Here is a 14,746-nt window from a genome sequence, read left to right as displayed (position 1 = left end):
TCTCGCACCTTCTTTCCGGAGGGCGCTGCACAGGCCGAAACAAGTCAGTCATCTCTGCGATCGATCGGAACGTACACGATGGAGATGGCCGACGCGAGATCGGGAAACAGACCCGCTCATCCCTTTTGGGTCTGTTGTCGCCGCTTCTCTCTCGGCCAGGCCGGAATGGCTGAAGTGTTACGAGATGCAAAGAGGGGGATGTTGCTCCGGTTGTTCGCCGGCCGATGTGATGTAGAGGGGCCCCCGTCCGACTGGTCTACGGCGGCCAGGTTCATGACAGTGGACGCGAGCCGGCCGATCATCCGTCGACGTGCGGACGTCTGTGACCGTCTGCGGCAGTGAATTTCTGATGCAGCCAGCGGCGTGCTGCCGTCGGCCGATGATGCCGGGGCCGTGAAGAAGCGTTCATGGAGTTGCAACAGAGGTCGCCACCAAGCGAGTTGGGACCGCCTTGGCGTCGAAATCTTCTCGTCGAAGCAGCGGCTGAGTACCGTGAACCGGCCAGCCGCAGACCGCAGCCAGTGGCTGGAAGCCCGTGGTCGTGGTCGACGGCCACGCGGCGCCGGAACTGCTCGACTCCCGCCGGGCCCAGCGCCGTTCCACCGGCAGGCCCGCGCTTGCAGCAGCGGTGGCACCCGGCCCCGCCATTGAAGGCGATGGGGCGACGCTGTTCTCGGGCACCGCGCGCATGACCGGCGTGGGAACGCCGTAGGAGCCCGGGGCGGCGTTCGCGGGTCCCGGCAGTCACCGGCGGCATTCCGCGCCGGGATCACGATGGCCTGTTCGCCCGCCGTGCCAAGGCGGCGATGAATCCCGGCATGCGCCGCTGGGCAGCCGGTCCGGCCGGGCCGGCCACCCCATCGGAATCGGTGCCTTGCTGCCCTTCCGGGTCCGGAGGCGTCGGCCCTGTCCGACGCTCGAACGCCGCCTCGCCGCGGCCCGGTCCCGGATCTACTCCACGGCAATGCGCTCGACCGCGCCGCTTTCCGTCGAGCGCTGGACCGCCGCGAGCACGCGGTGCTGTCGCAGTGCGTCGGCGAAGCCCGGGCGGGGATGCCGGTGTTCGCCAGTGCTTGGGCGAAGTCCTGGTACAGCGCCGCGATCCGTGCCGCCGGGCCGGGCGGGACTCCGGGAGGGGCGGTGCGGTAGGCGTCCGGCACGGCGACGGGTTCGCCGTCGATGTCGATGGCCCGGTCCGTCCAGTGCATGTACCCCCCACGCTGCTGCGGGGCGATCGTCAAACCTCCTTCCGCACTCCCGAGCCGGATCGAGAACCCGACCCGGCTCGGGCGGTCTTTGCCGAGGACGGCGACGGATGCCTCGGCGCCGCGGGCGAGCCGCCCCTGCAGGAGGCGGGAGCGTGGGCTCGCGACAGCGTGCTGGTGCGTGCAGCACGGTGTCGAACGTGGTGGTCCGGCCCCACGTCCGGGGCGTGCGCGGTGGAGCCGGGCTGGAGCCGCACCGAACCGGCCGGGCGCCGGGCGTGGGGCACCGGCTGTAGGCGGCCGGATACCCCCTTGGGGACCGGCCCGGCGTTGAGCCGGCGTCAGATGCTCTCACCCTGGGGGCGCAGTGGTGTGGCGGAGATTACAGAACGCTCGTATCGAGGGGTCGGTGTGGCCGGTGCTAGGGTGAAGTTGATCGATCTTGATCACAGGATTGTTACTTCCTGAGGCTGTCGTCGTCATCGCTGTATGCGGTGCCACGGTCGGCATCTGTTTGAGGGAAGGCAAGGCCTGGGTCACGCCGTTGGCGTGACCTGGGCCTTTTTTGTTGCCTGAATCCTGGTGTGAGAGGTCGTGGACCGAAGCAGGACGGCGAGAAAACAGGGATGCAGGGACGCATCATGACTACACCCGTTGCCGGGGCCGGTGCACTGGCGGAGGAGATCCTCCGCGGTGTGGGCGGACCGGAGAATGTCGAGAGCCTCACGCACTGCGCGACGCGGCTGCGTTTCCAGCTTCATGACGGCACGAAGGTCGACAAGGCCGCCCTCGACGCCCTCGACGGCGTGATGGGCACCGTGCCGCAGTCCGGCGACCGCTTCCAGATCGTGATCGGCGGAGCCGTCGCCGGCGTCTACGCGAACATCGTGAACCTGCCCGCGATGAGCAAGGCCGGCGCGCGCCCGCAGTCGGACGCGGAGGTGAAGGCCGCGATCCGCGCGAAGGGCCGCGGCCGGTTCGCGTGGCTGGACAACTTCTTCGAGTACCTGTCGGACTCGTTCCGCCCGCTGCTGGGCGTGCTGCTGGGCGCCTCCCTGATCATCGCGATCGCCTCCGTCCTGGACGCGGTGGGCGCGGTCGATTTCCGGGCCGCGGACAAGTCCGCGAGCTGGGTGTTCGTGGACGCGATGTGGCGGTCGGTGCTGTACTTCCTGCCCATCATGGTCGCCTACAACGCGGCGAAGAAGCTGAAGATCGACCCGTGGGTGGGCGCGACGGTGATGGCCGCCGTGATGACGCCGAACTTCACCGGCATGATCGGCTCGAAGGTCCCGGGCGTCACCACCACCACCAACAGGACGCTGGGGACCAGTGAGTCCGTCGCGCACGTGTTCGGGCTGCCGATGCAGCTCAACGACTACGGTGGCCAGGTGTTCGTGCCGCTGCTGATGGTGGCCCTGCTCGCGCTGGTCTACAAGCGTCTGCAGCGGATCTTCCCGGAGAACCTGCAACTGGTGTTCGTGCCGTTCTTCAGCATGCTGATCATGATCCCGGTGACCGCGTTCCTCATCGGCCCGCTGGGCGTCTGGGCCGGCAACGGCATCGGCTCGGGCCTTGCCTGGCTGAACAGCAACGCCCCGATCGTCTTCGCGATCATCATCCCGCTGCTGTACCCGTTCCTGGTGCCGCTGGGCCTGCACTGGCCGCTGAACGCGCTCATGCTGCAGAACATCAACACCATCGGCTACGACTTCATCCAGGGTCCGATGGGCGCATGGAACTTCGCCTGCTTCGGCGCGACCGCCGGTGTGCTGCTGCTCTCCATCCGTCACCGTGAGCCGACGATGCGGCAGACCGCGGTCGGCGCGCTGGCCGCGGGCCTGTTCGGCGGCATCTCCGAGCCCTCCCTCTACGGTATCCACCTGCGCTTCAAGCGGATCTACCCCCGCATGCTGGTCGGGTGCGCCGTCGGCGGTGTGATCGTGGGCGTGCTGGGCGGCGTGGACACCAAGGTCTTCGCCTTCACCTCCCTGCTGACCATCCCGGTGTTCTCCCCGGCGGCCGTCTACCTCATCGCGATCAGCGCGGCCTTCGTCACCGCCATGGTCCTCGTCTACGTCTCCGACTACCGCACCCCCGAGGAGCGCGCCCAGGCCAACGCCGAGCGCGACGCCGCCGAGGCCGCCGCCCGCGCGGAGACCGCGGCTGCCGCCGCCGACGGTGAGGCAGCGGCGGCCGACCAGCGCGAACTCGTCACCGTCGGCGCCGCCGCCCCGGACGCTGCCGCCGGCTCCGCGGCCGCTGTCGACGGCCCGGCCGCGGGGAAGGGCATCGAGGTCGCGGCCCCGGTCGCGGGCCGTGTCGTCGCCCTCGACGAGGTCGGGGATCCGGTCTTCGCGTCCCGTGCGCTCGGCGAGGGCGTGGGCATCGAGCCGGCCGACGGCCACATCGTCGCCCCCGTCGACGGCGAGCTGGTCACCGTCGCCGCCACCGGCCACGCCTTCGGCATCCGCACCGCGGACGGCATCGAGATCCTCATCCACATCGGCATCGACACCGTCCAGATGAACGGGGAAGGCTTCGACGTCCGCGTCAAGCCCGGCCAGAAGGTCACCGTCGGCGACCTCCTCGCCGAGGTCGACCTGGACGCCGTACGCGCCGCCGAGCACCCGACCGTCACCCTCATGACCGTCATCAACACCGCGGAGCTCGCCTCCGTCGAGCCCCACACCGGGCACGACGTCACCCCCGGCACCCCTGTGGTCACCGTGCGGCGCTGACACCCGCCACCCATCCGGCGCGTGCGCCCGTCACCCCACGTGACAGGTGCACGCGCCGCGCCGTCTTGGGCAGGATGGGGGCCGGACAGGGGGACGAGGCACGGACAGAAAGGAGGACCGGCGGTGAAGGCGCTGCGGGTCCTGAACAACAACGTGGTCCTCGCGCGCGAGGAGAACGGCCAGGAGGTGATCCTCACCGGGCGCGCCATCGGCTTCAGCTCCCGCCCGGGCAAACGCGTGGACCCCGCGCTGATCGAACGCGTCTTCGTCCCCGTCGACGGCCGTGACCCCGACCATCTCGCCGAGGCCCTCGCCCTCATCAGCCAGGACGTCCTGCAGGCCGTCGTGAGCGCCCTGAGCGAGACCGGCATCGAGAAGCCCGACTCCACCCGGCCCACCCTCGCCATCGCGCTCGCCGACCACGTCGCCGGAGCCCTGGACCGCGCCGCCCGCGGCATCACCGTCGACTACCCGCTGCGTGCCGAGGTCCAGACCCTCTACGCCACCGAGTACGCCCAGGCCCGGCTCCTGCTGCAGGCCATCAACAAGCACATCCACCCGAGACTGGAGGCCTCCGAGGCGACCGCCCTCGCCCTGCACCTGGTCAACGCCGGCTTCGTCTCCGGCGACCTGTCCTTCACCTACACGATGACCGGCGTCATCCAGCAGATGCTCGCCGTCGTACGGGAACGCTACGGACTGGACGTCTCCCACGACTCCATGAGCGCGGCCCGCTTCATCACCCACGTCCGCTACCTCTTCGTCCGCATCCAGCAGCACCGCCAGCTCAAAGGCCAGGAAGTCGCCCTCGGCGAAGGCATCCGCCAGCACTACCCCGTCGCCACCCACACCGCCCAGCAACTCGCCACCATCGTCGAGCTGCGCCTGGGAGAGCGCCTGACCGAGGACGAGGTCTCCTACCTGGCCCTCCACATCGCCCGCATGACCATGGACGCCGACGGCACCGCCGCGTGAGGACCACGGTCCGCAGCCGGGGCACCGGCCCGTGACCGGCGCCCCGGCCACCGCGGCTCCGCCCTCCCGAGGCAACTCCTGGCACCGGCTGTGAATGCGGCGTCCGGCCGCTCGCCGTCCCGCCGTGCGGGTGCCCGGGCAGGTCGCGGGGCGGGCGCGCGGTCTCACGCGCCCGCCCCCTTACTGGGATCGCGCCGGTCAGCTGAGTGTGCAGACCGCGTTGCCGGGCAGGCCGGAGGAGTCTCCGTCGGCGTTGAAGCCGAACGTCGTGCTGCCGGAAGGCGCGATGGCGCTGTTGTAGGCGACGTTCGAGGCCGTGACCGAGGAACCCGACTGCGTCAGCTTGGTGCTCCAGGCGGTCGTCACCTTCTGGGCGCCGGGCCAGGTCCAGCCGACCTGCCAACCGCTGCTGGTGGAGGTGCCGGTGTTGGTGACCGTCACCTCGGCGGTGAAGCCACCGGACCAGGAGTTGACCAGTTTGGTGGTGACGGTGCAGCCGGAGCCCGAACCGCTCCCCGAGCTCTGGGTGGTCCCCGAAACGCTGCCCGAGGCGGCCGATGTGCCTCCCGAGCTGTCGTGGGCCTTGACCGTGTAGGTGTACGAGGTCGAGGCGGACAGGCCGCTGTCGGTGAAGGACGTGCCGGCGGTGCTGCCCACCTGCTGCCCGTCGCGGTAGACGTAGTAACCGGCGGCACCGGACGAGGCGCTCCAGGACAGCGAGACGCTGCTGCTGGTGGTGCCGGTCACCGTGAGGTTCGCCGGCGCCTCCAGCGACCCGCTGCCGCTGCCGCCGGTGGTGTAGCTGACGCCGGTGTACGGCCGGGTGCATCCGGAAGAGCAGGAGCCCGGCATGGCGAAGGTGTACGTCCGGCCGTCCTGGACGAGGTTGCCGTCCACGTCACGGACCCGGATGGTGTAGCTCGATCCGCCCGAGGAGTTCGGGCCGATCGTGTACTGCTGTCCCAGGTCGCTGACCATGCCGGCCGGCACCCACGCGCTGCCGTCGTAGTACTCCACGCCGTGGATGCCGTTGGGCAGGTGCGTGACGTCGATGGTGGGCCACCATGTCGCCGCGTTCTGGACGAAGCCGATCGAGATGTCGCCGGAGTAGCCGGGCGCCGGGATGAACGACCAGGAGATGTGCCGGTTGTTCCAGCTGTTGGGGTACATGTCCGCCACCGCCCGGCCGTTGAGCTGGAAGGCGTTCAGCGAGTTGGTGGCCAGGTCCAGGTGATACGGGTCGTCCCGGCACCAGGCGTTGGTGTCGCCGCAGCTGTCGGCGACCAGCATGTCCAGGGTCGCGCCGTTGTACTTGTCCGACGTCCAGTTCCCGTTCCGGCAGAACGCCTGGCCCGCCGCGCCGTCGTTGGTGCCGGTGCAGTAGTCGCCTATCGTCACCCGCACCCAGCGGCCGCAGTTGTGGCCGTTGTCGAACAGCCCCATCTTGCCGGCGCCGCTGGACGGGACGGGACGCGGGGTGGGCTGCCCGGTGTAGTCGCCCGGCGTGTTCCATACGTTGAGCGCCACGAAGTTCTGTGACTCCAGATTCGCCTGCGGTACCCCGCACCCGCCGTACGGCGATCCGAGGCCGTCGAAGTGCGTGGCGTTGCCGGTGTGGTCCGACGAGTCCGCGGCGGCGGCGCGGCCGGCCGACGCGTCGGACGCCGGCGCGGCGGCGGCGGACGGGGACGACAGGCCGCTGAGGAACGACGAGGCGAGCAGCAGTACGGCGAACACCGCCGTGATGAGTAATCGCCGGCCGGTGCCTCGTGCGAGAGGGGCGGTGATCACGGTGACCTCCCTGATGCCGGACCCGATGACCGGCACGTCGACTGGCCCGGCCTCGCGGTCCCCGCGCACCGCCGGTCGGGTTCATGCCAATAATGCGGCCGGAGCCGGACCTGGTCACCCCCCGTGCAGGAATGTCCGCACAGGGCGTTTACGGCACCACCGGTCAGCGCTATACCGGTATGTGGGAGCGCTCCCAGCATGCAGCCTCGGTCGGCCCCCAGACCGCTGTGCGCGTGGCGAGGGAGCCTGCCACGCACGGTCGCACCACCCGCGGACGGTCCGCTTCCGGCCCTGCCGGAGGTCACCGGTGTGATGTCCGACCGGTGCCTGACCGGCGCTTGCCGGGTGCCTGTCGTCCCCGCCCGCGGTCGGATGACCTCAGAGGAGACCCCCCACATGAAGATTCCACGCACCGGTCGGCGCAGCTCCCCGATGCCCGCCTTCCGCGCGCTCAGTCTGCTGGGAGCGGCGCTGCTCGCTCTCGTCCTGAGCCTGCTGCCGTCCCCCGCGTCGGCCCACGGCGTCGCCATGGTGCCGGGCTCGCGCACCTACCTGTGCTACAAGGACCTGGTCGCCCACAGCAGCACCCAGATGCCGGCCAACCCGGCCTGCGCCGACGCGGTCAAGGCAACCGGCACCACGCCGCTGTACAACTGGTTCGCCGTCCTGGAGTCCAACGGCGGCGGACGGACCAAGGGCTTCATCCCGGACGGCGAGATCTGCAGCGGCGGCCACACCGGTCCGTTCGACTTCTCCTCGTACAACGCGGCCCGCACCGACTGGCCCAAGACGCACCTGACCGCGGGCTCGACCATCCAGGTGCAGTACAGCAACTGGGCCGCCCACCCGGGCACGTTCAACGTCTACATCACCAACGACGGCTGGTCCCCGACCAAGCTGCTGGCCTGGGACGACCTCACCCTCATCAAGTCCGTCACCAACCCGCCGCAGTCCGGCAGCCCCGGCTCGGACGGAGGCCACTACTACTGGAACCTCACGCTGCCGAGCGGCAAGACCGGCCAGCATGAGCTGTTCATCCACTGGATCCGCTCGGACAGCCAGGAGAACTTCTACTCCTGCTCCGACATCGTCTTCGACGGCGGCAACGGCGAGGTGACGTACTGATACTGATCCCGGCCTGACGCCCCGTTCCGGACCCGCCGGGCACCCCCCGGCGGGTTCCGTCGCCCCGCCGCACGGTGGCGCAGGGAGCTGATCTCACCGTCGCGCCATGCCCAGGGCCTGGACATGCGGCGGGCGGACCCGGTCGCACCGCGTGGACAACGACAAATGGGCTATGCCAGCCACATTCCGTCGCGCATGATGACTCTCCCGCGTAGCTCGGGCTCGCCGCGCCATGCGCGCACCGTCCTCGGGACCACGCGTACGTACACAAACGAACCCTCTTCCACGCGTGGATCCCACCCGAACTTGTCGGCGAAGGCCTCCGCTGCGCCTCCGGGCACCTCCTGGTCCGGGAAGCACTCCGCCTCACCCTGGAGGAGCACCACGTCGGAGGTGTCCGGCAGCGCCAGGCGCACGCGCGGCTGCGTGCGGACGTTCCGCGCAGTCACGGAAGTGGCGCCGGTGCACATCCACACCGCTCGCCCGTCCCACGAGAACCACAGCGGCACCTGGTGCGGCCCATGATCGGGGTGAGCCGTCGACACCCATACGTCCCGCTCGGTGGCGAGCCGTTCCAGAGTGTCGCGCACACGCTCCGCGGTCTGCCGGTGAACGATTCCCGTGGTCTCCATGAGGACCGACCCTAGCCAGCGGGCGCGGAGCGCGCCTGGGGCGCAGGGCCTACTCCCAGCGACCGATGAACCCTCAGCTCCGGCTCGGACGACCGGCTTCGGCGCTCAGCGGGCCGGCTGAAGTGCTCAGTCACGCCCGTCTCCGCAGTGGCCGGGCCGACGGACCGGCCGCCCGCCCGGCCCAGGTCCGGGCCTTCCACGGCTGCCCGCCCGGCACATGTGGGAGGCTTGCGCCGAGAATGATCCCTGGGGAGCGGGCCGCCGGTGGGGTACCCGGTGTCCGATTGTCAGTGGTCGCCCCTAACGTTCTCCCCATCGTCGCACTGGCGCCGGGATCACCCCGGTGAACTGTGCTTTCTTCGTGATGTCTTGGTACGAAGGTGGGGGCTCGTGGGTTGGCTGTCGGCGGGTGACGGGTATGAGGTCGCCCTGGTGGAGGGACGGGTGGCGGCGCGCGCCACACAGGGGAGGGCGGCCGGACGGCAGCTCAAGTCCCTGCCGCGCGCGCTGAAGGACCACCCGGAGGTGGACCGGCTGCGACGGTTCGCCGAATGGCTGGACCGGCACGCCGCGCAGTGCGTGGCGCAGGTCGACAGCTGGATGGTGTCGTCCCTGCCGGTGCCCACGGGCCTGCTGGCCCGGGTGTGGCCGGACGAGGCCTGGCAGTCGGCGCTGTGCGACCTGGTGGTGACCGGCGACGACCCGGACGAGGCCGGGTTCCTGCGCGGGGTGACCGAGTCCGGTGAGCTGAAGGTGGTCGACCTGGACGGGGAGACCGTCCGGCTGTCCGCGGCCACGGTCACCCTGCCGCATCCCGTCACCCTGCCCGACCTCGACGACCTCCGGGAGTTCGCGGCCGAACTGGGCATCGTCCAGCGCGTCGAGCAGATCCACCGAGCCGTCTGGCGCCGGCCCGCCGACCTCGACCCGAAGGCCACCCACATAGGTGACTTCTCCGGCGGCTCCTACCGCTCCCGGTTCGCCCTGGCCGCCCGCGCCACGTCACTCGGCTACCGCGTCAGCGGCGGCTACGCCACCGCCCGGGTCCGGGACGCGGGCTCCACGATCGAGGCGTCCGTGTGGATCGGAGAGCCCTATTGGGAGGACGCGGTGTCCACCGGCACCCTGACCTGGCGTGACGGGGACGGCCGCGCCCTGCCGCTGCCCGAGGTGGGCCCGGTGGCGTGGTCGGAGGGGATGCGGATGGCCGCGGCGCTGTACGCCGGCCGTGTGATCGAGGAAGGCAAGAACACGTGAGCGGGGGAACGCAGATGGAGTACGAGGAGGCACTCACGGCGGGCGCGGTGCTCCCGCCGGACACGCGGGGCGCCGGAGAGCGGGCCGTGCCGCTGACCGCCCGGACGTACCGCCACCCCGGGCTCGACGACCGGGTGGTGGTGCGGCTGGTGGCCGGTGAACTGGGCGCCGCGGAGGACCTCGCCGCCGAGTACCTCGGCCTGGAACAGGACCGGGAACCGGTCGTCGTGGGACTGGGGCTGCGCCAGTCGCTGGGCTTTCCCGAGTGGGTGCTGGTGCACCACCCGGAGGACGGACACCACGCCCTCGCCGTCGTACCGGACCTCGAACGCGCGGCCCGGCAGGCCCGGTCGCGCCCCAAGGCGGCCCTGGACGCCTGCCTGCAACTGGGCGAGCAACTCGCGGCATCCGTACCGCACTTCCTGCCGGTCTTCTACGAACAGGTCGGACGCGTCTTCCTCGCCGAGGAGAACAGCAACTACGCGGCGCAGATGTTCACACGGGCCCGCAAGGCGGAGGCGCAGCACGGACTGCCCGTCGACGAGGAGCGACTGGACGCCGTGTTCCTGGAGTTCGCGCTGGCCGGCGCGCTCCCGGTGACGGTGCTCACCGGCTACGCCAAGGAACTCGCCGCCCGGCTCCCGGCCGACGAGGCGCTGCGGCGCTTCACCCGCCTGTGCCTGCGCCGGACCGCCGGCGGCATGCCGCCCTCCACCCAGATGGCCAAGAGCCTGCGCAAGCTGGCCCTCGCCGCCGACCGGGACGCGGACCGGGTCGAACAGGACTACCTGTCCGAACTCCTCGGCCACCAGGCCACCCTGTCGGCCCCGGTCGGCTGGTGGAGAGAACACCGCGCGGCCCTGGCGGCCCTCGCCACCCGCGAACCGCGGGTCCGCGGCACCCTGCTGAACCTGCTGCCCGCCAGGCGCGACAGCGAACTGCCCGAGATCTGGCTGCGATTGCTGGACGATTCCGGCGCCACGGCCGGCCTGTGGGACACGTCGCTGCCCGAGGACCAGCGGCCCGACGACGGCACCGCGGGCTGGGCGGCACGCTTCCTGGCCTTCCACCAGCAGACGGCCAGCTGGAGGCGCCCCGGCCGCCTGCCCGCGCTCTACGCCCTGGTGGAACGGATCGCCGACCCACTGCGCGCGCAACTCGTCGCCACCGGGAAGGAACTGACGGTCAGCGACGACATCGACCTGATCGACCTGCTGCTGTCCCTGGACATCCCCGTCGCCGCCCCGGACGGCAGGGCGGCCCTGCCGCTGTCGCAGTGGTCGCTGGAGGACGGGCAGCGCGACCTGCTCGCGCTGTCCGCCGACGCCCGGTTCCACCCGGCGTTCCACCGCGGCGCCGACCGCCTCGCAAACAACGAGGACGGAATCCGTACGCTCCGCCTGCTCGCCGAGTCGCCCGGCGGCCGGCCCCTGCTCACCGAATGGGTGCGCTCGGTCGCCCGGAACTTCACCGTTGTCGGCCTGCCCCAGCTGCCCGATGCGCTCAGCCGGCTCAAGTGGCTCCCGGCCGTGGCATTGGCACTGGCCGAGGAGGACGTGCGCGCCGCCGTCACCACCGACCTGGCGCCCGTCGTCGTACGCACCCTGCGAGCCGGACTCTTCGACGAACTCGGCTGGCCCGCGTGGGAGGAGGCGACCGCCGCCCTCGTGCCCAAGGCGAACGTCGAGGACATCCTCGTGGCGGACGCCTGGCCCCACCTCGTCGTCGCCGGCTCCGCACAGGCCCGCGTCATCGGCCCCGACGGCACCCTCCTCACCCACGATCTGCGCATCCCCGGGAACGAAGCCTCCGGCGACCCGGGCTTCCACCTCGTCGACGGCGAACTCCTGGTCTACTGGCGCACCCGGCGGGACGGCCTGCGCGGCTACTGGCACACCCGCGCCGACCACGTCCACGCCCTCAAGGGACCCGAGCGGACCCGCAGCACCGAGATGGACTGGTACCGCGGCGCCCTGCCGCACACGCTGCCCCTGCCCGGCGGCGGCCGGACCACCGGCGCCGGCGTCCTGCACGCCGGCGACACCACCGTGCCCGAGGACCTGCCGCTCCTCTTCGACGGCTCCTCGTACTGGGTGTGGCACGCAGGCTCCGACGACCCGCAGACGCACGACTGGTACGAGTACGACCCGGCCACCGGCGACCTCGGACGCATGAGCCGGCCCGCCTTCCTCGCCGACGCGCAGCGCGACGCCCCCGAGGGCAGCACGTTCCTCACCGGCCGGCTCCTGCCCGCGCCGACGACCGACCCCGCCCCCGCCTGCGCGCCCGTCGGCGGCCTCGTCGGACTGCGCGTCGTGGAACTGCCCGGCGGCGCCCTGCGCGCCGAGGACCTCGCCGGACACAGCATCACCCTGCCCGCAGGCACCGGCGCGCCCTCCGCCCTCGTCGTCTTCCCCGGCGACGACCGGGCCCGGGCCGTCGTCCGCAACAACTGGCAGCTGGAGATCGTCGACCCCGACGGCATCGTCACCTCCGTCGCCAAGACCGACCGCACCCCCGGCGCCTTCGGCGAAGGCACGCTGCTGCTGCCGCCCGTCCAGTACTGGGAGAGCCTCACCCCCCGCGACCCGGTCGCCTCCAAGGCCTTGCGCAACATCGACCGGGACACGGCCGCCGCCCTGCTCACGGCCGCCGCCCAGGACGACACCGAGGCACTGCCCGAGGCCGTCCGCGCCCTGCTGCCCGTCAGCCACCCGGCGCTCGTCGCGGGCATCGCCGGCGTCGTGCGGTACGCCGTCGGCCAGCAGACCGTCCTCGACGCCGCGGCCCAACGGCTCACCCATGCCCTCGAAGCCGGCCCCGAGACGGCCGGCCCGGCCGGCCCCTCCGACACCGCCCTCCGCGACGCCATGAACGGGCTGGGCGTACGCCCCCACTCCTGGTGGAACCACGACGAAGGCAAGGACACCGCCTTCCGCGCCCTGCGGACCCTCACCCGGGCCGCAGGCCTCACCGGCGACGCCGTGCCCGAGGAGCGCACCACGAACCTCCACCTGGACGGTGTCGAAATCGATGTGGCGGACCCGCACCTGGGCACGCTCCTCGCCCGCAGCGCCGCGCTGGCCTACCGCACGGCGTCCGCCGTCACCGGTGAGGAGCACCGCGACGTACTCCGCGCACTGCTGACCGGGTTCGACACGCTCGGCCTGACCGCGCCCGACGCGGCCGCCCGCTGGCGCAGGGTGACCGTGCGCCTGCCCAGCGGACCGCTGCGCACCCCGTCTGGCCACTGGCGCGACGGCGCCTGGAACGGCCTGCTGCCGCTGGGCGGCGGCGCCTTCCTCGCCCTGCTGGGAGACCGCCGGCTGGACGACGCCGACTGCACCTTCCACGGCTTCTTCCACGACCCCACGGGACGCTTCGAGGCACCCGAGCCCTACACCCTCGTCTCCTGCCTCCCGCCGGGCGAGGACGCGCACCCCGGCCGCCTCCGCGGGCTCCTCACGGAACTGGCCGCCCGCGGACCCGCGCCCTGGTTCCCCGAGGCCGCCGCCGAGTTCGCCCGGCTCACCGGCGTCACCGACACGGCGGCCCGGCTGATCGTGGCCGGCCTGCCCCACGTCGATACCTACCAGCGGACTTTCCTGACCGCCGAGACACGGGCCCTCATCGGCGTCAAGGCAGCCCCGGCCGCCGTGGCCAAGGACGAACTCGGCACGCTCGACGCCGACGTACGGACCGCGGTGGTCGGCGCGCTGCTGCCCGCCGACCCCGCCCGGCTGTGGACCGACGGCCCCGACGTGCGGGCCGCCGCCGACGTCTGGAACAAGGCGGTCGGCCGGCGGACCGCCCTGCCCGAAGACGTCCTCGGCGACGCCGTACGCGTCCTCAAGCACACCCGGTGGGACGTGCGGCAGGCCCTGCCCGCCCTGCTCGACCCGGCCGGAGAACCCCGCCTCAGCCGCGACCTCGAGTGGGCGGTCAAGGGCGACCGGGTGCAGCCCGTCGGCGTCGCGCCCGGATTCACCGAGCAGACCCTCGTCGGCTCCGTGGACATCCTCGCCTGGCTCGCCCACCGGCTGCCCGCGGGCGACCCGCTCCGCGCCGCACTGCCGCCCGCGCTCACCGCCGTCCGCGAGCGGGTCGCCCACCCCGGCCTGGTGCTCGACCTCGGCCGGTACATCAGCCTCCCCGACTTCCGGAAGACCGCGGGCACCCCCACCGAGACCGGCGAGAACTTCGTCCGCTATGGCGCGGTGATCCTGCCCACGCACGACGACCAGCCCGCCCCCGGACTGCGGGTCGCGCTGCTCGACGCGGCCGGCCAGGACCCGTACCTGCCCGCGATCCGGGTCGACGGCCAGCGGCCCTACGCGGCCGAGGTGGCCCTGAGCCTGGTGCGCGACCCGCGTTTCGCCGCGCTCCTCGCCGACCCGGGCGAACCGATCGCGGGGGAGCGCGGCAAGGACGGCACCTGGTGGCCGCAGGACCCCTCCCGCTCGGTGCCGGACCTGGTGACCGAGGCGGCCGGGGAGTACGGCATCGGCGAGGACGCCGCCGCCCTCTACCTGATGCTGCTCGCCCTGCCCGACCCGACCGACCGGATGACGGCGCGCTGGACGGGCTGGAAACCGGCCCGCCTGAAGGCGGCACGTACCGAACTCGCCGCCACCGACCTGGTGATCGGCGCGGACCGGGCCCGCGCGGGCCGCTCGCTGTTCCTGCCCGGCGGCTGGGTGGAGCGGTCGGCCCCGCGCCTCCCCCTGGAACGGTGGAAGCTGCCGCTGTACGACGCGGTGAACGGCGAGCACACCCCCTTCGCCGCCCTCGTGCCGACCCAGCCGGCCGCGGACCTGTTCCGCCGGGCCTGGCAGCGGGTCCGGGACGGAGACGCGCCCCGCTTCGAGGAACTGAAGGTCGGGCGCAGCCGCGGACGCCGCCGCTGAACCCACCCGGCCGGTGAGCGGGGCGCCGGGCACCCCGCCCCCGTGCCCCCGCACCCGCCCCGCCCCCCCGCCCGCCGGGCCCACCAGCAGGGAGAAGCACACCGCAGGAAACC

The 14,746-nt window shown here is 72.0% G+C and carries 7 protein-coding genes and 1 pseudogene; 6 read left to right on the top strand and 2 right to left on the bottom strand.

Annotated features, from left to right (window positions below):
- Window positions 1-535 precede the first annotated feature (535 nt).
- From AB0G63_RS18780 to AB0G63_RS18770, 3 genes are all read left to right on the top strand, one after another.
- On the top strand, window positions 536-712 hold the full coding sequence (locus AB0G63_RS18780) for a hypothetical protein (RefSeq protein WP_360751230.1): 177 nt from the start codon (window positions 536-538) through the stop codon (window positions 710-712).
- Between the two features lie 1,134 nt (window positions 713-1,846).
- Window positions 1,847-3,946: a glucose PTS transporter subunit IIA gene (locus AB0G63_RS18775; RefSeq protein WP_360751227.1), complete on the top strand. Its 2,100-nt coding sequence runs from the start codon at window positions 1,847-1,849 to the stop codon at window positions 3,944-3,946.
- 123 nt (window positions 3,947-4,069) lie between these two features.
- On the top strand, window positions 4,070-4,921 hold the full coding sequence (locus AB0G63_RS18770; RefSeq protein ID WP_360751224.1) for a PRD domain-containing protein: 852 nt from the start codon (window positions 4,070-4,072) through the stop codon (window positions 4,919-4,921).
- 198 nt (window positions 4,922-5,119) lie between these two features.
- Here the strand turns inward: AB0G63_RS18770 and AB0G63_RS18765 are convergent, their stop codons facing one another.
- Window positions 5,120-6,712, bottom strand: coding sequence for a cellulose binding domain-containing protein (locus AB0G63_RS18765; protein ID WP_360751222.1), 1,593 nt, complete (start codon window positions 6,710-6,712; stop codon window positions 5,120-5,122).
- Window positions 6,713-7,240: 528 nt separating this feature from the next.
- Between AB0G63_RS18765 and AB0G63_RS18760 the strand changes: the two are divergent.
- Window positions 7,241-7,831: pseudogene (locus tag AB0G63_RS18760) on the top strand (lytic polysaccharide monooxygenase); the annotation flags it as partial.
- A 176-nt stretch (window positions 7,832-8,007) separates the two neighbouring features.
- Here the strand turns inward: AB0G63_RS18760 and AB0G63_RS18755 are convergent.
- Entirely contained in the window at window positions 8,008-8,469 is a 462-nt protein-coding gene (locus AB0G63_RS18755; RefSeq protein WP_360751219.1) for a pyridoxamine 5'-phosphate oxidase family protein, read from the bottom strand.
- 390 nt (window positions 8,470-8,859) lie between these two features.
- Between AB0G63_RS18755 and AB0G63_RS18750 the strand changes: the two genes are divergently transcribed.
- Window positions 8,860-9,726, top strand: coding sequence for a DUF4132 domain-containing protein (locus tag AB0G63_RS18750; RefSeq protein WP_360751216.1), 867 nt, complete (start codon window positions 8,860-8,862; stop codon window positions 9,724-9,726).
- 14 nt (window positions 9,727-9,740) lie between these two features.
- Window positions 9,741-14,633 (top strand): DNA-binding protein, encoded by a 4,893-nt coding sequence (locus AB0G63_RS18745; protein WP_360751398.1) that lies wholly within the window; start codon window positions 9,741-9,743, stop codon window positions 14,631-14,633.
- The last annotated feature ends 113 nt before the right edge of the window (window positions 14,634-14,746 follow it).

This window comes from Streptomyces sp. NPDC020996, assembly GCF_040641355.1.
GTDB lineage: Bacteria > Actinomycetota > Actinomycetes > Streptomycetales > Streptomycetaceae > Streptomyces.
Note: the sequence above shows the minus strand (reverse complement) of the source record. Positions and strands in the feature narration are given on the sequence as shown.